The 19,079-nt window shown below is 61.1% G+C and carries 21 protein-coding genes and 1 riboswitch; of the genes, 19 read left to right on the top strand and 2 right to left on the bottom strand.

What is annotated here, in order from left to right:
• The first annotated feature begins 1 nt into the window (after position 1).
• From EB235_RS16860 to EB235_RS16910, 11 genes are all read left to right on the top strand, one after another.
• Positions 2–526 carry a hypothetical protein gene (locus tag EB235_RS16860; protein ID WP_027029892.1) on the top strand — a complete coding sequence of 175 codons (525 nt, stop codon included), beginning with the start codon at positions 2–4 and terminating at the stop codon, positions 524–526.
• Between the two features lie 346 nt (positions 527–872).
• Positions 873–2,666: a hypothetical protein gene (locus tag EB235_RS16865; protein WP_155256319.1), complete on the top strand. Its 1,794-nt coding sequence runs from the start codon at positions 873–875 to the stop codon at positions 2,664–2,666.
• Between the two features lie 119 nt (positions 2,667–2,785).
• Positions 2,786–3,211, top strand: coding sequence for a hypothetical protein (locus tag EB235_RS16870; RefSeq protein ID WP_027029890.1), 426 nt, complete (start codon positions 2,786–2,788; stop codon positions 3,209–3,211).
• A gap of 131 nt (positions 3,212–3,342) precedes the next feature.
• Complete coding sequence (locus tag EB235_RS16875; RefSeq protein ID WP_051429600.1) at positions 3,343–3,777, top strand: SMI1/KNR4 family protein; 435 nt, start codon at positions 3,343–3,345, stop codon at positions 3,775–3,777.
• On the top strand, positions 3,774–3,980 hold the full coding sequence (locus tag EB235_RS16880; protein ID WP_027029888.1) for a hypothetical protein: 207 nt from the start codon (positions 3,774–3,776) through the stop codon (positions 3,978–3,980). The genes EB235_RS16875 and EB235_RS16880 overlap by 4 nt, the downstream gene beginning before the upstream one ends.
• A 178-nt stretch (positions 3,981–4,158) precedes the next feature.
• The gene (locus EB235_RS16885; protein ID WP_245268785.1) at positions 4,159–4,683 is read left to right on the top strand and encodes a hypothetical protein; all 525 of its coding nucleotides are present in this window, start codon (positions 4,159–4,161) and stop codon (positions 4,681–4,683) included.
• 94 nt (positions 4,684–4,777) lie between these two features.
• Entirely contained in the window at positions 4,778–5,044 is a 267-nt protein-coding gene (locus tag EB235_RS16890) for a hypothetical protein (RefSeq protein ID WP_245268783.1), read from the top strand.
• Between the two features lie 342 nt (positions 5,045–5,386).
• On the top strand, positions 5,387–7,522 hold the full coding sequence (locus EB235_RS16895) for a hypothetical protein (protein ID WP_155256317.1): 2,136 nt from the start codon (positions 5,387–5,389) through the stop codon (positions 7,520–7,522).
• An 83-nt stretch (positions 7,523–7,605) separates the two neighbouring features.
• Complete coding sequence (locus tag EB235_RS16900; RefSeq protein ID WP_245268782.1) at positions 7,606–8,118, top strand: T6SS immunity protein Tdi1 domain-containing protein; 513 nt, start codon at positions 7,606–7,608, stop codon at positions 8,116–8,118.
• Between the two features lie 565 nt (positions 8,119–8,683).
• Positions 8,684–9,001, top strand: coding sequence for a hypothetical protein (locus tag EB235_RS16905; RefSeq protein WP_027029884.1), 318 nt, complete (start codon positions 8,684–8,686; stop codon positions 8,999–9,001).
• Between the two features lie 245 nt (positions 9,002–9,246).
• A complete protein-coding gene (locus EB235_RS16910; RefSeq protein WP_245268780.1) occupies positions 9,247–9,645 on the top strand; it encodes a GNAT family N-acetyltransferase in 399 nt (132 codons plus the stop codon).
• Between the two features lie 181 nt (positions 9,646–9,826).
• Here the strand turns inward: EB235_RS16910 and EB235_RS16915 are convergent, their stop codons facing one another.
• Positions 9,827–10,534 carry a hypothetical protein gene (locus EB235_RS16915; RefSeq protein ID WP_027029882.1) on the bottom strand — a complete coding sequence of 236 codons (708 nt, stop codon included), beginning with the start codon at positions 10,532–10,534 and terminating at the stop codon, positions 9,827–9,829.
• Between the two features lie 209 nt (positions 10,535–10,743).
• Here EB235_RS16915 and EB235_RS16920 point away from each other — a divergent pair, with 209 nt between their 5' ends.
• Positions 10,744–12,279, top strand: a complete 1,536-nt coding sequence (locus EB235_RS16920; RefSeq protein ID WP_245268779.1) for a glycosyltransferase family 39 protein — start codon at positions 10,744–10,746, stop codon at positions 12,277–12,279.
• 190 nt (positions 12,280–12,469) lie between these two features.
• A complete protein-coding gene (gene msrA / locus EB235_RS16925; protein ID WP_027029880.1) occupies positions 12,470–12,988 on the top strand; it encodes a peptide-methionine (S)-S-oxide reductase MsrA in 519 nt (172 codons plus the stop codon).
• Positions 12,989–13,088: 100 nt separating this feature from the next.
• Here the strand turns inward: msrA and EB235_RS16930 are convergent, their stop codons facing one another.
• Positions 13,089–13,415 carry a hypothetical protein gene (locus tag EB235_RS16930; protein ID WP_027029879.1) on the bottom strand — a complete coding sequence of 109 codons (327 nt, stop codon included), beginning with the start codon at positions 13,413–13,415 and terminating at the stop codon, positions 13,089–13,091.
• Between the two features lie 195 nt (positions 13,416–13,610).
• Positions 13,611–13,724, top strand: a riboswitch (TPP riboswitch).
• Here EB235_RS16930 and EB235_RS16935 point away from each other — a divergent pair.
• The 6 genes from EB235_RS16935 (at position 13,715) to EB235_RS16960 (ending at position 19,002) form a co-directional block, all read left to right on the top strand.
• Entirely contained in the window at positions 13,715–14,323 is a 609-nt protein-coding gene (locus tag EB235_RS16935) for a YkoF family thiamine/hydroxymethylpyrimidine-binding protein (RefSeq protein WP_027029878.1), read from the top strand. Its footprint overlaps the riboswitch before it by 10 nt.
• Before the next feature lie 39 nt (positions 14,324–14,362).
• A complete protein-coding gene (locus tag EB235_RS16940; RefSeq protein ID WP_051429599.1) occupies positions 14,363–15,178 on the top strand; it encodes an ABC transporter permease in 816 nt (271 codons plus the stop codon).
• The gene (locus tag EB235_RS16945; RefSeq protein WP_027029876.1) at positions 15,175–15,927 is read left to right on the top strand and encodes an ABC transporter ATP-binding protein; all 753 of its coding nucleotides are present in this window, start codon (positions 15,175–15,177) and stop codon (positions 15,925–15,927) included. The genes EB235_RS16940 and EB235_RS16945 overlap by 4 nt, the downstream gene beginning before the upstream one ends.
• The gene (locus tag EB235_RS16950; RefSeq protein WP_027029875.1) at positions 15,920–16,936 is read left to right on the top strand and encodes an ABC transporter substrate-binding protein; all 1,017 of its coding nucleotides are present in this window, start codon (positions 15,920–15,922) and stop codon (positions 16,934–16,936) included. Before EB235_RS16945 ends, EB235_RS16950 begins: the two co-directional genes overlap by 8 nt.
• A 120-nt stretch (positions 16,937–17,056) precedes the next feature.
• Entirely contained in the window at positions 17,057–17,884 is an 828-nt protein-coding gene (locus EB235_RS16955; protein ID WP_245268778.1) for a methyltransferase family protein, read from the top strand.
• A 491-nt stretch (positions 17,885–18,375) separates the two neighbouring features.
• Positions 18,376–19,002 carry a hypothetical protein gene (locus tag EB235_RS16960; protein WP_027029873.1) on the top strand — a complete coding sequence of 209 codons (627 nt, stop codon included), beginning with the start codon at positions 18,376–18,378 and terminating at the stop codon, positions 19,000–19,002.
• Positions 19,003–19,079: the final 77 nt, after the last annotated feature.

The following is a 19,079-nucleotide window of genomic DNA, read 5'->3' on the forward strand; positions in this document are numbered from 1 at the left end:
CATGTGCACACTAGCCCTTATCGGCACGGTTCTTTCGGTCGGCGGCGCGCTGGTCGAAGGCCAGCAGCAGAAGCAGATGGCCGACTATCAGGCCAAGGCCTACGAACAGCAGGCGCAGGCGGAGGCGCAAAGTGCGGCTTTCGAGCAGAGCCAGGAGCGCCACAAGCAGGACCTGCTGCAGGCGCAGGCGCGCGCCCAGGCCGGCGCCTCGGGCGTCGCGATTGCCGGCTCGCCGATCGAGGTGCTGGCGGCAAACGCCAGGCAGGGCCAGCTCGACATCAAGGCGATCCAGTACGGCTCGCAGCTGCGCCAGAACAATCTCAACACCCAGGCCGCCATCTCGCGCTTCTCCGGCAAGCAGGCGGTGACGGCGTCGATCTTCAAGGCGGGCGGCAATCTCGTCGATGGTCTGTCGAAAATCTACGACCCATCCAAGGCGGCCGCGACGGGCTCCGGCGCCGTCGCGGGCCGGTCGGTCATCTTCGGCAACTCGCCCCTCCGGGCTCTATGGGCAGGGAATAACTAGATGGCGACCAGCCCTCTTCAGCTCGCCCAGCGTCGGCTCAATACGGGCGATGCTGTCTCCAACCTCTAGGAATCGCCTGTCGGCGACAGACCGCGAGCCGGTTTCGGCAGGCCGACGAGACGACCCGCATGGTTGGCACGCGACGCACGGCGCAGCGGCAGCTGCGCCGCCGCGGTCCGCTTCGTGACATCCACTAGCCGGTTTGGCCGGCCACTAGCGGTCCGTGAACGCCGGGTGCCTTGAAGGCCGCGACCCCAAGCACAATCCGCCGATCCACCACCCTCGGATCCCTCAATCGCGCTCCGCAAGGAGCGTGTCCGCGCGCGCAACCAACGGTGCAGAGCACATGACAATCTTCACGGAAATCACGCTCCGACGCCCGCCCCAGGCCGCGATGTATGCGGATGCGACCGGGCCATTTTCCGGGCCGGCGACGCAGCCGTACACGATGCTCGGCACGCAGTCGCCATCGAACTCCCTCGCGGATGACCTGCTCGTCAGGCTCGCCGGTCGGCATGGAGCGGGGACGCAGGAAGGATCGGAGTTCTGGGGAATCACCAGCGCCGATGTACAGGCCGCCGGCGCTGCCATGTCTGGGGCGAAGGAGGACCGCGTCGGCAGGCGGACGCCCGATGAAATGGTGGCGCAGGCGTTTGGGGACGACCTTCCGCAAGAAGAACAGGCCGCGCTGACCCGACAGGCACAGGCGGCCAGTACCGCTCAGCAGGTTGAACTTCGCACCAAAATCGGTCTCGCCGAACGGAACGCACCGGACGCCATCGCACGGAATGGCGCCTACGCCGGCAAGATGCCTGGTCGGGATGCGTTCAGGATCGCCTACGGCCTCGACGAGGGCGACAAACGCTTCCAGGATTTCGATTGGCGAGCGGAGGTCGGCAGGCAGGTTTTCGGCATGCGCACCATGCCGAGCCAGGCGATCCACGCAGCGCTACGCGATGCCGACCCCGGACCAGGCAGTTCCGAGGAAGAACGGGCACGATTTCGGACTACCGCTGCTGCCCTCAAAACACTGGGCATGAGGCGGGCAGACCCTGCTGGCTATGTTCGCGAGATCTTTCCCAATGTCGATGCCGCATGGAGTGCGGCGACGCGTCCGGACAGCAAGCCGGAGAATGGCGATGCGGAGGCGTACAAATGGGCCATTGCCCTCTCCGTTGCGGCCCAAAGGCAACTGGGCGTTGAAAATCCCCAACCCCTGCCAAGTGCCGTTCTCCAAAGCCTAGTCGAGGCCTTCGGCAACGAAGATGTCTCGCAGGCTGAAAAAGCGGGCGTCCTGCATGACCTTCTGGCAGCCGCGCGTGATCCGACAATTCGTGACGCCCTGTCTCAGCAATTCGATCAAGCTGGCCTTGCTGGGTCGGCTCAAGTCGACCCGATCGTCACAGCCGCGACAGGACGGCCTCCGTCAGCGCCGCCTGGCGAGGCCCGGTCTGCTTTCCAACAAGTTGCGGAGGACTTCGGCGACTATCTGAGCGAGGGGTTCGAGTCCTTAGGCCGCATCCCGCATGACATTAGGCTGGGTCTCCAGGATCTGCGCGATTCCCCTTGGGGCTTCCTTGAGCAACTGCCGGCTACCCCCGGCTCGGGGGCGGCTGCTGAAGGGCGCTTAGCATTAGAGGCAGTCAGCGAAGCCGTTGCAAAAGGCTTGGCCATAGTCCGTGGCGGAACGGGCAGGTTTGCCAAGCCGCTAGAGGAGTTTGCAACCAGCGGTTCGCGCGCAGCATCGGACCTCTCGGCAGAAGGGAGCGTGGCGCGCCAGGCTGTCGATGCGGAGTCTCGTGCAATAAATGCAGCAAATGAGGCCGCCTACCGCCTGAGTACTGGCGTAAAGGCCGACAAGGCTAAGCTTCTTGAGATAATAAAGTCAATCTCGAGAGACCCTTCAAAGATAAAATATGCAGGAGCATCGTTTGGCAAGTCTCTTTCAAAGAATTACCGCAAAACATTTCTCGACGCGAACCCGAAACTGGAGGGTGAAGTTGTGGTTCACCACGCGGCTGAGCAGCAAATCTTACACAGATATCTCGGGGTCGTGACCGAAGAGGAGATGCACTCACTTCAAAATCTGCGGGGAATTCCTAAGAATTTGGACAATCTTTTGCACAACAAAATTTTTTGATTCGAGTGGGACGAATTTTATGCGTCGCATCCTAAGCCCACTCGTCAACAGGTGCTGGACTATGTTGCGTATATCGACAAAAAATACGGACATCTGTTCAACCCTCCAATAGGTGGATAATGCAGTATTTCTATATCAGACCTGATGTGGCTGGTGGGCTTGGCAAAAACACCGTTTTGGACCCCAGTGTCCATCCTCCAATTGTGACCAAGCTTCATTATGTGGTAGAGGGCTGGAGCGGTGATGTGCTGATTACGACGTTCCCGTGTTACCTCGTAACCGAAGAAACACGGCGCGCATTGCGGAAGATAGGCTTTTCAGGTGCGACGTTCGCTGAAGCCGAAGTGACGACATCCGAAGAGTTTCATGAATATCAACCTGGGCAGGAACTTCCACCTTTCGTCTGGTTGAAAGTGAATGGGAAGGCTGGCCGCGACGACTTCGGGATCGCAGCAAACTATCGCCTTGTCATCTCGAAACGCATTCTCGATTTGTTGGAATCAATGGGGATACCGTTTGCTGTGGTCGAGCCTTACCAACAGTAACGAGATCGCGCTTTTGTTGTCGCGGCGACACAGCACTGACCGGCGTCTCCAGCGAAGTTTTGCGGTGGTTCGATCGACGCCTCCAACAAGACCTTTCTGCCTCGCGATGTTCATCGATAACAGGCTACGCCATGGTGGAAGCAGTTGCTGAAGTACCTGGGAGGATAGCAGTGGGATCTCGTTTGACCGAGGGCCAGTTCGATCCACCGGCTGAAGCTGCAATTGTCGATGGCCTGTCCGCAAGCCTGGGAGTGACGCTGCCCAAGGATTACACCGATTTCCTTAGGGAGCATAATGGAGGTGAAGGCTTCATCGGCGACAACTATATCATTTTTTTCAAAGCCGAAGAGTTGGCAGATTTCAATCGAGAATATGAGGTTGAGAAATACGCACCAGGCATCCTGTTGTTTGCGTCAAATGGAGGAGGGGAGGCCTATGGCTTCGACACCCACGATGTGGAAATGCCAATCGTGCGCATCCCTTTTGTATTTATGGAACGGCAATCCGCCGAGACGATAGCGCGAGACCTAGCCGACCTATTTGCTACGCTGGAGGACTTGAAATGAGCGTCCAAGATACAGATTCGCGCTCCAAGGGCATGGAATTGTTCGAGGTCAAACCGATTGCGGTTGGCGGCGATCCAGTCAGTTTGGAGAATAAGATCTGGTTGACCAGACAAGAGCATTTTCAAGTGGTGCGCTTCTGGAATCGAACTATTGAAACTCAGGGTAAGGCTGCGCAAGAAGGAGCGGCTCGGGCAGATGGATAAGGCGCGGAGAGCGCCGACGATGCGTTTTGGTTGATCGTTGCGAAAGTCTACGAACACCTAGTTTGATGCAACTCATCCCTAGATGTCGCCGCGACTAGGGTCGAACCAAATAAACTGACGGTTGGAAAATAGTGCGATTTCACTGTAGTCAGGGCCGGCCACATAAAGCGGCATAAGGATGCCGGTGACCACTCACGCTTGGCCAGACAAAGGTGGCAAGGGAGTTAGCCTGGAAAACAATGCCAAACCCGACTTGAGCAGCGTCACACGCCTGCCCCCGGCCAATATCAGCACCGGTGACGATGAGCTTGATTCTGCCCGGCTCGAGGCGCGCCATTATCTCGAATTCTACACCTGGGTGTTGTCCATCAAGGGCGAGTATCTCGGATATGGCGCTGAAGGCATTGTCTATATTTTTCTGTTCGAGATTGAGCCGGGAAGGCCAGACGTGCCGGAATGGATTTGGGTGATCGTGGGCGATGTGCCTCCGACATATATCCCGGCCGACGACACCAGGACGCCATTTGAGGCGTTGGATGGCTATATCGGCGCCCTTGAAGATTGGGTCGAAGCTGCACGCCGCGGGAAGTCCGTGGCGAAATTGATACCAGTCAATGTCGACGCGACGCCCGCCAATGCCGAAATGCTGGCCGGTCGCCTCAGATTTCTCGACGAGAAAATCTTGCCGGAGCTCAAGAGATAGGACGCACGGATGCGGCAGTTCTATCCAGACGTTTCCTAACCCCAAGCCTCGCTTTCGCGGGGCTTTTTTTCACGGAGCATAGCCCGCCCCGTGAGTGCCGTGCGGGGCGGACATCAAGGCGATCCAGTACGGCTCGCAGCTGCGCCAGAACAATCTCAACACCCAGGCCGCCATCTCGCGCTTCTCCGGCAAGCAGGCGGTGACGGCGTCGATCTTCAAGGCGGGCGGCAATCTCGTCGATGGTCTGTCGAAAATCTACGACCCATCCAAGGCGTCCGTGACCGGCTCCAGCGCCATCGCGGGCCGGTCGGTGATCTTCGGCAACTCGCCCCTGCGGGCTCCATGGGCAGGGAATAACTAGATGGCGACCAGCCCTCTTCAGCTCGCCCAGCGTCGGCTCAATGCGGGCGATGCTGTCTCCAATCTCCAGGAATCGCCTGTTGGCGACAGACCGCGAGCCGGTTTCGGCGGGCGACGAGACGACGCGCATGGTTGGCACGCGACGCACGGCGCAGCGGCAGCTGCATCGCCGCGGCCCGCTTCCCGACATGCACTAGCCGGTTCGGCCGGCCACTAGCGGTCCGTGAACGCTGGATCCTTTGAAGACCGCGACCCCACCAACAATCCGCCGATCCACCCTCGGGCTTCTCGATCGCGCTCCGCAAGGAGCGTGTCCGCGCGCGCAACCAACGGTGCAAAGCACTTGACCATTTTCACCGAAACCACATTCCGACGCCCGCCGCAGGGCGGGATGTACGCAGATGCGACAGGGCCATTTGCCGGAGCGGCGATGCAGCGGCAGCCGATGCTCGGCGCGCAGCCGCCGCAATCGAATTCCCTCGCGGACGACCTGCTCACCAGGCTCGCCGGTCAGCGTGGAGCGGCGACGCAGGAGGGATCGGGGTTCTGGGGGATCACCAGCGCCGATGTACAGGCCGCCGCTGCTGCCATGTCTGCGAGGAGGGGTGACCGCGTCGCAATCGACGGAAGCGGCTCGACGACGCTGGATGACAAGACAGCCATCCCGCTCAATGCCATTACCTACCTGAAGCCTGGGGATGCCGCAGCGCTAAAGGATCCGGCCAACACCGCGACTGCGGCCCAGTTCGTCGGCGCGCGTGCGAGGGTTCAGCTTGCGGAGCAGAACGCGCCGGCTGTCATCGCGGCGACTGGCGAATATCCCGATGAGCAACCAACCGCACAGGATTTCGTCAACATCTACGGTGCCGAAGAGGGTTCGAAGCGTTTCGATCAGTTCAGGACAACGGCCGGCGTCGCCAAGTCTTTCTTCGACATGTATCGGGCGCCGAACCAGGCGATACATGCCGAGCTTCGGGATTTCGAACCTGGCCCCAACGGCTCGCCGGAAGAGCGTGAACGATATGAAATAAGAGCCGGCGCCGCTCAGCTGATCCTGGGCGCCCGCGATGCCGATCCTGTCGCCTACATCAGCCAGATATTCCCGGGCGAGGCTCCGGACTGGAGCAAGGTCTCAACACCCCAGGATTTTCAAGCCGCCATCACTTGGGCCAGGGCTGCTCAGCAGCAGATGGGCTTCGGCAGGGTTTTGGCGGTTCCCCAGGCGCTCTCGGACAGCCTCGGGGCGAGATACGTCGATGAGAGCGTGCCGTTGCAGCAGCGCATCATCGACCTGAGCGAGGTTCTCAAGGCCGTGCGCGACCCGAAGGCGCGCTTCGTCTTGGCCGGACAGGTTTTCCAGTCCGCCCTGGATCGGTTGCGCCAAAACGCGGCAAACAACCCGAAGATCACGCCGGCGGAGCTGGAAGCCCAGGGAAAGGTCCTCGAGGCTAGCTTGATCGAGATGGCCCAGCACCCTGCACGGGTGCGGTTCAATGCCGGCTCATGGTGGCAAAAGCCGATTGCGGCAGTGAACGACAGCGTCAGGCTCGTGGCCAACGGCGCGACATTCGATCAGGCCGACAAGTTCGCCGCGGGGATGAATTGGCTCTTCTCCGACAAGAGCTACGACGAGTTGCTGGCGGCCGAACAAGCCGAAAGCGAGGACGCGGAGGATCGTGCCGGCTCGGCTGGCTCGGCCGCGAAACTGCTCGGCGCATTCGCCACCGGCCATGCCCTTACCTTCACGGGGAAGTTCGGAGCCGAAGCCCTGGAGGGTCTGCCAGGGCTCGTCGCGCGAAGCGCTGGCATGGCTGCCGATGGCGCGGTGTTCGGCGGTGTCGATGCGGCACTCAACGGCCGGGATATCCTGCGCGACATCGGCACTGGCGCGCTCTTGGGGGCGGGCGGCAATGTTTTAGCCGAGGGCCTCGGTGCCATTGGCCGGCAAGTGTTGGCGAGGCTTGCCGAGCGTTCCGCCGATGCAAAAATCTCCACCAGAAGAGATGCCGAAATGTTGCCCGCCGGACAAGCGAGCCACGACGGGTATGTCCCGGGGGCGGGTGAAATCCCTGGTCACCGTCAGGGAGTCGATGAAGTCACTGCTGACGCCGGGACAACTGGCGACATCGCTGACGGCCACGTCCTGCATCTTGTGTATATGCCTCATTGGACCGCGATTCAAAGAGCAGCGGCTGACCTTAAAGTCGCGGCATTGAATCAGGTTGATAAGATTGTTAGCCCTTCGGTTCGTGCGAAGACGTCGGCCAGCACCACCTATAAACGGGCCGGCAACGAAGTGCCGACCGGCAATGACGTGGATCATGTGCACGATTTGCAACTGGGAGGGTCCGAAGGGATATCCAACATGGCTATACTGGATAGAAGCGTCAATCGCAGTTTGGGACCTCAGATACATCACCGAATAAAGCACCTGCCGCACGGAACGAGAATCACCAAGATTACGATCGGAGATCGCTAGTGTTCGAGACATTTCGTAGAAATTTTTCTGTGGACCCGGGGCGTAGACCAGGCACTGTCAATCTTGCTAGCGATATCCCTGGATTGAACGAGTTGCTGGCAGATTTTGGCGGAGCCTCGTTCAATCATGGCTTGTATAGAATTGTCTCTGCGCAAGATGTAGGAGCCTGGAACGCGAGGGTCGGCCTGGCTTTCTCGGAGTTTGCTGGGCGAATTACGTGCTTCGGTTATGATTGGCTGGGAAGAACCTTCGCGGTCGACAAAGGAAGGATCGAAGAAGGTGAACCGGGGATTTTGATGTTTGAACCCGGTACCGGCGAGGCGCTCGAGATACCTGCTAATATCAAGACTTTCCATGATGTCGAACTTAAAGAAAACCCAGATGCGGCATTGGCTTCTAGTGTTTATGCGGAATGGCGAGAGACAGGTGGCGGCGAGCCTGCCTATGATCAATGCGTCGGCTACAAAATACCGCTTTTCCTGAACGGGAAAGATGAATTCGAGAACTTGGAATTGTCGGACCTGGAGGTCTATTGGCACATCATGGGCCAGCTTGTAGCCAAGGCAAAAGGCTTGCCCCCCCGGAACTCCTGTTAACCTTTGAGGTTGACTGGCGTATTTCCTTCAAGGATTGTCGTGTCCGAGGGATTACCGGCGGAAATACGAAGCTATGGGCAAGGAATCTCGAAATCGCTCACGATAACGACGTAACACTGTCTCCACAGAAATTTTCCGAGATGTTCGTCGACGAAAATTTCGGAATTTGAGTGCTGTTTTATGGCCGACGTGGTTGGCCAAGTTGGCCGGCGCGCCCGTCCCGTCAGGCCATCGCCACCCCGCAACAGACCAGACACTCCAAGCCTCGCTTTCGCGGGGCTTTTTTCATGGAGCCCGCCCCCCGTGAGTGCCGTGCGGGGCGGACATCAAGGTGATCCAGTAGAGTTGCCGCGTCCGCTGCGCCTGTCCACGGCCGCGGTCGATGCGCTGTCGGACGCCGAGGTCAAGGCGCTGCTGGCGCATAACCGCAAGGGCGAAAAACTGTGCGGGTGGAAGCCATGACGGTCGTGGCACTTCCGCTGGACTCGGCCATGCTGCTCGCCGGGCTGGTCATTTTCGGCGCCGGATCGGTCTTTGGTTTCCTGATTGCAAGGACGATGAAGTGATGCACGACCTCTTCGATCTGCTCGGCATCAAGGGACCGGTCGTCGTCGCCGGCCTTGCCGGCGGTGTCCTGCGCGCCCTGTCGCGGCACCGCTACAAGCTGCGCGAAATGGTGGCGTCACCGATCTGCGGCGCGCTCGCCGCCGCTTATCTGACGCTGCCCGTGGTCCAGTATTCCCGCGCCACCGGCCTGCCGCTGGCCAATGACGACACGACAACGCTGGCGGCGGCCTTTCTCATCGGCGTCTGCGCCATGTGGATATCGGATATTCTGTTCGAGGTGATCGTGCGCAAGTTCAGGCCAGCCCCGGAGGACTAGTTCGAGACCTTGAACTGTCGGGAAACTGCATGTGACAGCTCGATCGAGTTAAAGCCCGCCTCGGCTCACGCCGGGGCGGGCTTTTTTGCGTTTGTGGCTCCTGATCGGCCGCTGCTATATCCGGTGCAAGGCTGCCGCACTCGCGGTGGCGTTGATCCAGTCCGGGCTTATGAATGCTTATTGAACGATACGACGGAAACCGGGAGGCTTTGCGGCCGCTGTTTGTCCTGGCCGACGATTCCCCCATGCAGATCTCCAGATATATCGACCAGGGCGAGGTGCTCGTCGCGCGCGATGGCGGGAGGATCGTCGGCCATGTGCAGATCATCGAGACAGACGAGGGCGATGTCTACGAGCTCAAGAGCCTTGCGGTCCGTCCGGCAAGGCAGAGCGAGGGGTTGGGGCGTGCCCTTGTCGCGGCGGCAATCACCCGCTGCCGCGAGCGCAACGGCCGGCGCCTGATAGTTTCCACGGCAACCGCCGATATCGGCAATCTGCGGTTTTACCAGCGGCAGGGCTTTCGGATGTGCCGCATCGTGCAGGATGCTTTCGGGCCATCGACCGGTTACCCCGAAGGCTTGGCTGTGAACGGCATTCCGCTGCGCGACCAGGTGGTCTTCGAACGCGACCTCGGCGCGGACTGAGGAATCTTCCGCCCGCGCTCCAGTCGCAGACAACCCAATAGCCCGCTCCGGTTCGCCGCACGGGCTATTTTGCGTTTTGACCCTAAAGCGCGCTGCGTCTGAAGGGATTCCTGCGGCGCGCTTTAGGTCTTTGTTTTCATGCATGTCGCCCAAAACCGGGGCCACTTTTGGGCGACATGCACTAAGCCAGGATGTTGACGGCGCGGGCAGCGACCAGCGCGATCGTCAGCAGCGAGATCATCGCTTCCGCCATCATCAGCAGCTTGGCGCGCTGGGAGAGCGGCAAGGTGTCGGTCGGCGAAAACGCCGTCGCATTGGTGAAGGCGAGGAAGAAATAGTCGACGAAACCGGGCAGCCAGTGGCTAAGCTCGCGGTCATTCAACGTCATCTGTGCAAACAGGAAATCGGCCTGCGCCAGCTTGACGAGGCCACAGGTCGGCGGCCCGCCCCGGTCGGTGCTCCAGAACCACAAGGCGAAGACGATAACGTTGGTGACCCAGATGTTGAGGGCATCAATCAGCAGTGTCGTGCCGCTGTTGCCGGCATGGCCCTCCAGCAACGCTCGCACCAGCAAGACCAGCGAACCGCAATTCATGACGCTGATGATCGCGGTCATGGTCAAGGCCGTCCGGCGGATCATGACGCGAAACTGGCCGATCGCATGCCATTCGTGATCCTCGACCGCCTTTCTGGTGGCGGCCTGTGTCCAGGCGGTCGCCACCGATAGGGGCAACAGCAGCGCGGCCTCGAGCGCCGGGGCCAGCCAGCGCGGCCCGAAGGAGAGGTTGTTGATGACGAGAAGCTGCAGGCAGATGATGACGAGGACGGCCGCACGCGCCATCCAGAAGTCGAGCGCGCGGTAGTGAATGACGGCGTGCTGGTGACGCATGATGGATCCAGAGACTTGGGGGACAGGGGGTGACACAGGCTGTCTGCCTGAGCATGGCAGGAAGCGGCGAATGTCGTGCTCAATCTTGGCCCCGCAATGGCGGTGCAAGTATACATTTTCGTAAGCTTTGATATCGGCACTATTCGGAAAACCGGACGATGTGGTTTAAGCGCCGCATGGCCGGAATAGATGACTCCATGGATGGTTGGATGCCGGCAGGACTGCCTGCTTCCGGTGTTGACTCGCCATCGGCCTGGGCTGTCCTGCTTCGTCATCCCTTGTATTTGCTGGCGCTTTTGTGCCTTGCACAGATTTTTTGCTGGACGCTGGTGCCGGCGCTGGTCGATCCGGCACCGCCCGGCGATGTCGTGGAAGGCTTCATGTGGGGCCGCGAATGGGTGCTTTTGACCTACAAGCATCCGCAGCTCCCCGGCTGGCTGCTCGAGATCAGCCATCTCCTGACGGGGTCGTTTCGCTGGCCGCAATATCTGCTCGCCCAGTTGACGATCTCCTCAACTTTCATCCTGGTCTATCTGCTGGCCCGCGACATGCTCGGGCAAAATCGCGCGCTGGCCGCCGTGCTGTTGATGCCGTCGGTCTATTTTTTTGGCTGGCCCACCCCGCAATTCAATCATGATTATGCGCAGATGCCGTTCTGGGCGGCCATCTGCTGGCTGTTGTGGCGCGCCGGCCGTGGGAGCGGGCCTGGTTGGTGGCTGGCGCTCGGGCTGGTGTCGGGCGTCGGGCTCTATGCCAAGTTCTCCACCGGCTTGCTGCTTGTGTTCGGCGCTCTCTGGCTGCTGTCCGACGCGCGAGCGCGCAGCCGGCTCGCGACGCCGTGGCCATGGCTAGGCCTTGTCGTTTTTCTCGCCGTCGCCGCGCCGCTGGCCATCGCGCTCTACCGCCTCGACTTCCTGCCGCTGACTTATTTCGCCGACCGCGATGCATGGGTCACCGAGCACCGTGCGCGCCTTTATTATATCGGTGTCCAACTGGCCGGGCTCTCCGGCTTTCTCCTGGTGTTGGCAATATCAGGGCTGCTGCGACGTTCGCCGGCCCCTGAAAGGCCTGTCGAGCGCGGCACGCTCGTCTACCTCCTGTGGATGGGAATTGGGCCGGCGGTGCTCGTCATGGCGGCCTCGTTGATCACCGGCACCGGCGAGGCCTGGGGCGCGCCGATGTACAATCTTGTCGGTGTCGTGGTGCTGGCCGTGGTTGGCCACCGGCTCGGTGCCTCCGAAATGCGCAAGCTGGCAATCTGCGCCTTCATCTGCATCGTCACCATGTCAGGCGCCTATGCGGCCATCCGCTGGACGGACTGCAATCTGCGAGGGCGCATGGACGCCGTCTGCTGGCCGGCGCAGCCGATCTCGGACGAGGCCGAAGCGGTCTGGCACGCGGCGGCGCCCGGCCGGCTCGACATCGTCGGCGGCGATACCAATCTCGCCATGCTGGCCGGCCTCGATGCCTATGACAAGCCGTCGATCTTCACCGACCTCAACATGCGGTTCGCACCCTGGATAACGAGGCAGCGGCTGCTTGATCACGGCATGCTTATGGTCTGGTCGGGGCGCGGCGTGCCGCCGCGGCTGCGGGCATGGCTGGGCAACGTTCCGGTCAAGACCGTTCTTTTCAACTGGTCGCGCGAAGCGCCGCCTGTGCCAATCAGTTTTGCCGCCATTCCACCTGGTGTGCGCAACCTGCCGGCTGCGATAGACAGCGGGACCCGGGATCCGGGCAGCTGAAGTCAGCGCACGGTTCAATCCCGTCTCGCGTCATGATCGTTCCTTCCCGCATGATCGCCGGGCCGCCGCGTTTCGGGGCGACTGGACGAAACAGGCGACAATGCCCATTTATGGAAAGATCCAATTTTGTTTGCGAATTCCGGACGGGAAACCGATACACAGCTGGAATTGCTTTGTGAGGAGACGTGACATGGCGACTTCGACCGAACGCGCAGTGCTTGCCGGTGGCTGTTTCTGGGGCATGCAGGATCTGATACGGCGCTATCCCGGCGTCATCTCCACCCGCGTCGGCTATAGCGGGGGTGATGTGCCCAACGCCACCTACCGCAACCACGGCAGTCATGCCGAAGCCATCGAGATCAATTTCGATCCGGCGGTGATCAGCTTTCGCACGCTGCTGGAGCGCTTTTTCCAGATCCACGATCCGACGACGCGCAACCGCCAGGGCAACGATGTCGGGATGAGCTACCGCTCGGCAATCTACTACACCAGCGACGAGCAAAAGCGCGTTGCCGAAGACACCATCGCCGATGTCGATGCCTCCGGCCTATGGCCCGGCAAGGTCGTCACCGAAGTCGCGGCGGCCGGCCCCTTCTGGGAGGCCGAGCCAGAGCACCAGGACTATCTGGAGAAATATCCCAACGGCTACACCTGCCATTTCGTCAGGCCGGGCTGGAAGTTGCCGGTTCGCGAGAAGGCGGTGTCGTAACATCTAAACTGATCGCAGGGCTGTGACCTGGCACAGCTGTCCTGTTAACAAAAAGCCGCGGAGCAAATGCTCCGCGGCTTTTTTGCGCTTGGCACCAAGCTTACTTGCCGCAGTTGTTGTCATTCACGGTTGGCGCCGTCGCATTGCCGTTGGCATCGGACTGCGCGCCCTGCGGGTTGGTCGGACAATTCTTGTCCGCATTGGAATTCATGTCACCAGGCGCAGTGTTCGTGCTGTTGGTCGCCGACGAGTCAACGTTGTTGGGGTCGACTGTGTTGGGCGAAGCAGGGGTGGCCGGGTCTACCGTCACGGACTTGCCGCTCCCGCCGCTGCTTCCATCAGTGCCGTTCGCGCCTGTGCTTTGCGCCATGGCGGACGTGGCAAGAGCAACGGTGAAAGCCGAAGCTGCGAGGATTTTCATGAACATGGTCTGTCTCCATTTCTGTGAATTCGTCGCTTCGCGACTGGTGAGACAACCTCTCGGGTCGATGAAGGTTCCCGATAAAATTCGACGTCCTGAGGCGGTGCCCGGTTCGCGTCCAACGTCAGACCTGGCGCAATGCTTTTGGCATAGAGGCTTGAAAAAAATGCTTTCCCGATCGACCGAATGGTGCTTTAACGCGCCCATCCACAGGGGTGCTCCGTACGGTCGGGGCTGAGACGGGGGCGGCAAGCCCACAGACCCTAGAAGCTGATCTGGGTAATACCAGCGGAGCGAGGCGGGCGATGTTTTCAGGCGCACAGATTTCCCTATATCCCATGGCCGACGATTTCGTCGGCGTCATCCTTGGCGCGCTCGGTGCGCTCGATCCCTGGCGGGACAGGCTCAGGATCGAGACCGACGACATCTCGACCTTGCTGGTCGGCCCGCCCGAAGTGTTGTTCCCGGCTTTGCGCGACCTGTTCGTGGCGGCGGCGCGCAGCGGCAAGCATTGCGTGCTGTCGGCAACCATTTCGCGCGGCTGCCCGGGCGAGCCGGACGATCCGATCTGCCGCACCGATACGCTTGGCGGGCCTGTCGGGCCGCTTGGCCCGCGCAAGGAAGCCGCCATCACCGCCGTGCGCAATGCTGCTGCCACCGGCCAGCCGGCCGCGGCGCAGTTCTCGCTTTATGTGATGGGCACCGGCGACCACATGGACGAGATCTATGGCTGCATCGATTTCCTGAAGCAGTCCGGCGTCTACGATCGCTCCAAGAATTTTTGCACCAAACTGCGCGGCGATACGGGCGCGATCTTTTCGGCGCTGAATGAGGCCTTCTGCCGCTTCGGGCCGGGGGCCGGCCACGTAACCCTCGACGTCACGGTCTCGGCCAATAGCCCGTCGGCTGTCTAGCCGGCCGCGCTTGCGCGCGACCCGTCAAAGGTTATCCCCGTGGTCTCATCATCAGTCGCGTTGCGCCCGCTCGCGGGTTCCCTTGCCAAGGCAATACCCGCTGTCCTCTCGGTTGGATTGCTCCTTGTGGCGTGGGAACTCTACGCGACCTATTCCGGCATCAAGCCGACGATCCTGCCGGCGCCGTCACGCGTCTTCCAACAGGCGATGCTCAATCGTGAGGCGCTGATTGACAACGCCATTCCCACCATCGGCGCCACGCTGATCGGCTTTGCCTGTTCGTTGAGCGCCGCCTTCGTTCTATCGATGCTGGTCGATTTTTTCCGGCCGTTGCGGCGCGCGCTGTTTCCGGTCTTCATCGTCAGCCAGACCTTGCCGCTGGTGGCGATCGCGCCACTGGTGGTGCTGTGGTTCGGCTTCGGGCTGATGCCGAAGATACTGCTGGTGGCGCTGGTTACCTTCTTTCCGATGCTGGTAGCTCTGGTGCAGGGTTACGATGCGACGGAGGCCGAGATCGGCCAGATGCTGCGCGCCATGGGGGCAGGGCGTTGGCGCGTCTTCATGCTGGCGCGGCTGCCTTCGGCGCTGCCCTATTTCTTCGCCGGCCTGCGGATCTCCATCACCTATGCCGTGGTCGGCGCGATCTTCGCCGAATATGCGGGCGCGGCCAAAGGGCTCGGCATCTACATGCTCAACGCCAAGAACAATTTCCGCCCCGATCTGGTGCTGGCCGCCGTCGGTGTCAGTGCCGCGCTCACGCTCACCCTGTTCGGGCTGACCGCGTTTTTGCAGCGCCTCGCCATGCCCTGGGAGCGGGCCGGCCGGCAGCCTACGCGAAAGGGGCCGCGGCGATGAGCCGGCTCGAATTGCGGCATGTGCGCAAGGCGTTTGGCGGGCTCGATGTGCTCGCCGACATTTCGCTCAAAGTCGGTGCCGGCGAGTTCGTCTCGATCCTTGGGCCTTCGGGCGCCGGCAAGTCGACGCTGTTCCAGCTTCTGACGGGTGCGGAGCACGGCGGGGGCGAGATGCTCTTCGACGGTGCGCCGCTCGACGACCATGGCAGGCATTTCGCCTTCATGCCGCAGCGCGATGCGCTGATGCCGTGGCGGCGCATCCTCGACAACGCGACGCTCGGGCTCGAGGTGCAAGGCGTCAGGCGCAGGGCGGCTCGGGCACGCGTCGCGCCGCTGTTTGCCGAGTTCGGGCTTGCCGGCTTCGAGCGGCATTTCCCGGCGCAGCTTTCGGGCGGCATGCGCCAGCGCGCGGCGCTTTTGCGCACCGTTGTGCAGGAGCGCGACATGCTTTTGCTCGATGAGCCGTTCGGTGCGCTCGACGCACTGACCCGCACCGCCATGCAGCGCTGGCTCGAACAGATGTGGCGGGAGCATCGCTGGACGGCACTGCTGATCACCCATGATGTGCGCGAGGCGGTGTTCCTGTCGGACCGCATCTATGTGCTGTCGGCACGCCCGGCCCGTGTACTGCGTGAAATCCCGGTGCCGCTGCCGCGCCCGCGCGATCCGACGGGCGCCGCCACGCTCGAGGCCGAAATCCTCGACATTTTGCTCAACCCTCAACCATCCAAAGGACATGACCATGACTGACCTGACGCGCCGGCAGGCCTTGCTGCTTACCCTTGCCAGCGGCCTTCCGCTGGTTACCGGATCAAGCCGCTCCTTGGCGGCAACGCAAAAAGTCACCGTCGCTCTCGACTGGACTGTCAACACCAACCACATCGGGCTGTTCGTCGCCCGTGACAAAGGGTTCTATGGCGAGGCCGGCCTCGATGTGGATATCCTGCCCTACAGCGATACCGGTGCCGGCACGCTGGTCGCCAACCGCGTTGCCGATTTCGGCATCAATGGCACCATCAGCCTGTTCACCCAGAAGACCGCCGGGGCCGATTTGAAGGGCGTCTATGCGGTGGTGCAGTCCGAAACCGGCAGGGTGGTGTTCAATGCCGCGCGCAGCGAAATCAAAAGCCCCAGGGATCTTGACGGCCTGACCTATGGCGGTTTCGGCAGTGCCTGGGAAAACGCGCTGATCTCGACCATCATCCGTCACGACGGTGGCAAGGGCAATTTCGAGACCGTGACGCTCGGCACCTCCGCCTACGAGGCGCTGGCCAATGGCTCGGTCGACTTCACGCTCGAGGTCTCGACCTGGGAGGGTGTGGAGGCCGAACTCAAAGGCATCAAGCAGCGCAGCTTCGTCTATGCCGACTATGGCGTGCCCGACGAGCACACGACACTGATCTCGTCGAGCGAAGCGTATCTCCAGGCAAACCCGGAACTGGCGGCGGCCTTCGTCCAGGCAACGCGCCGCGGCTATCAGTTCAGCGTCGATCATCCCGGGGAAGCCGCGGCGCTGCTGATCGCCGCCAACAAGGATGTCCTGACCAATCCGACGTTGATCGAGGCGTCGCTGAGGGCGCTGATCGACGGGCACTATCTGCGCGGCGAAAACGGCGCCATCGGCACATTGGATCCGGCCAAGATGGACGCGATCGGCGACTACCTCTTCAGCGCCGGCATTTTGCGCGATGCTGACGGCAAAGTGCTGACGCAACGCCCGGATTTCGCGAAGTATTTCAGCAATTCAACTCTAGGCTAGGCATGGTGCTTCGACGTCCAGGCAAGCTGCGAGGTCGCTCGCGCCCAGGGCCGCGGCGTTCTTGTGTTAGCCGCTGCCCATTTGTGTTTGACCTTGGTTTCCCCGGTCCGGCTTGCTGTCTTGCAGGCCCGCGCCCGACAATGTCCGAGCATGATCGCATACCCGACGCAGATTCCGATTGGCATCATTCCGATCTTGCCGGTTAACCGCCCGGCAATGCTTGCATGCAATGGTCCTCCCCTGAGGACCACCGGGGTGTTTGCCTTGCTCATGCCAAAAAGTGAAACGCTGTCGCGCTCCGATCAGGTCGCGATATCCGAAGCGCGCAAGCGCGAGATCCTGGTCGATCTTCGCGAAGGTTTCTTTCGCGCCTGTGCCCTGGTGTGCGCGGGGCTGTTTGTCTATCGCGGCGTACACCAGCTGTTAGAGGATCCCACGCGGCTCAATGCAGCGCTGGCGGCGATGTCCGAGATTCTTACCTTCACCTGGCTGCTGTTGTCGCGGCGCCCGGTCACGCGTGACTGGAATCCGCTCACGGTCATCGTCTCCATCACCGCCAGTTTCGGGGTTGTGCTGATCAGCCTGGAACCCGGCACAGCGTTTGTTCCCGTCGATATTGCCGCGCCGCTGCAGATCCTGGCGCTGTTGTTCGTCATCTGGGGCAAGGCTTCTCTGGGCCGCTCCTTTGCTATCCTGCCTGCCAATCGTGGTGTGATGACCGGCGGCGCATACCGGATTGTGCGGCACCCGATCTATGCCGGCTATCTTGCCGGACACGTTCTCTTCCTGCTGTCGGCCTTTTCCTTCCACAATTTCGCGGTCTATGCCGTCATCACCTACATGCAGCTGTATCGTATCATGCGCGAGGAGGCGTTGCTGTCCTCGCTGCCCGAATATCGCGACTATATGAAGCGCGTGCCCTACAGGCTGTTGTACCGGGTTTTCTAAGAACGGCACGGCCGGCAAAAACAGGGGGGCCGTTCCGTGGCTTCGACTGGTTTGGGCAGTTTTCCCATCCAAGCGGTGTGCGGATTGCCGATTGCCAGCGGCATGCATGATATCGACCTGGTCTGACGAGAGCGATCACATAGCGCCCATGGGGACATCTCCAGGCCACCGCTGAGCGGCTTCAGCGCTATCCAGAGCTCACGACAAAGCGCCACAGCCGCAGACTGGCGTGCTCAAAGGCGCAAGAGAGTCAAAAAAACGTTTTTCTTATCGATAGGTATAATATATCGATTATTTTGGTATTCTCCGAATAATATTTTTTACAATTAAATTATACGTCTATTATTATTGTCATTTGTTAATTTCAACAATTAATACCATTAAATTATCCCGTATTGGACAATTTGAAACTGAATCTCTTCTGTTGCGTAGTTGAGTTTGCAATCGGCCGTGTGCCGACTGCCTTAGCGCAACGACAACAGGAGAGTGTTATGGCTTTTACCATCAGAACAGTCGCCAGTGTGTTGGCAGGTAGTGCAATAGTCGTCGTTCTGTCCTTGCCGGCGCAAGCTGCAGGGCTCGGTGTTGGGGTCGGTGCCTCGATTGGCGGCAGCGGTGGCGTCAATGCCGGCGTCGGTGCCTCGATTGGCGGCAGCGGCGGCATCAGTGCCGGTGCCGGCGCTTCCGTCGGTGGCAGCGGTGGCGTCAACGCCGGAGCCGGCGCCAATGTCGGCGGCTCGAACGGCGTCAGCGCCGGGCTCGGCGCCTCGGTCGGCGGCAGCGGTGGTATCAATGCCGGCGCCGGCGCCAATGTCGGTGGAACCGGCGGCGTCACCGCCGGGCTCGGTGCCAATGTCGGCGGCACGGGCGGCATCGGCGTTGGTGTCGGCGTGGGCATCGGTGGTGGCACCAATCCCAGCAACCCGTCGAACCCCAGCAATCCGTCCAATCCCAGCAACCCAAGCAATCCCAGCCATCCTAATCTGCCGGGCGTGGTGGCTCAGATGTCGGATGGCAAGATCGCGCGGATGAAGAAGCGCTGTGCCGACGTGCTCAGCAGCGAAGGCACCTATGATCGCGACCTGCGGCAGCTTTGCCTGCTGATCGCGAGGCGCTGAGGCCAAGAGTGCGGGGATCGGAAGTGCAACACCAGCCGTGAGGCTATGACCGCACTCTCCTGGCCTCCGGCCGGTCG

The organism is Mesorhizobium loti R88b (assembly GCF_013170845.1).
GTDB lineage: Bacteria > Pseudomonadota > Alphaproteobacteria > Rhizobiales > Rhizobiaceae > Mesorhizobium > Mesorhizobium loti_B.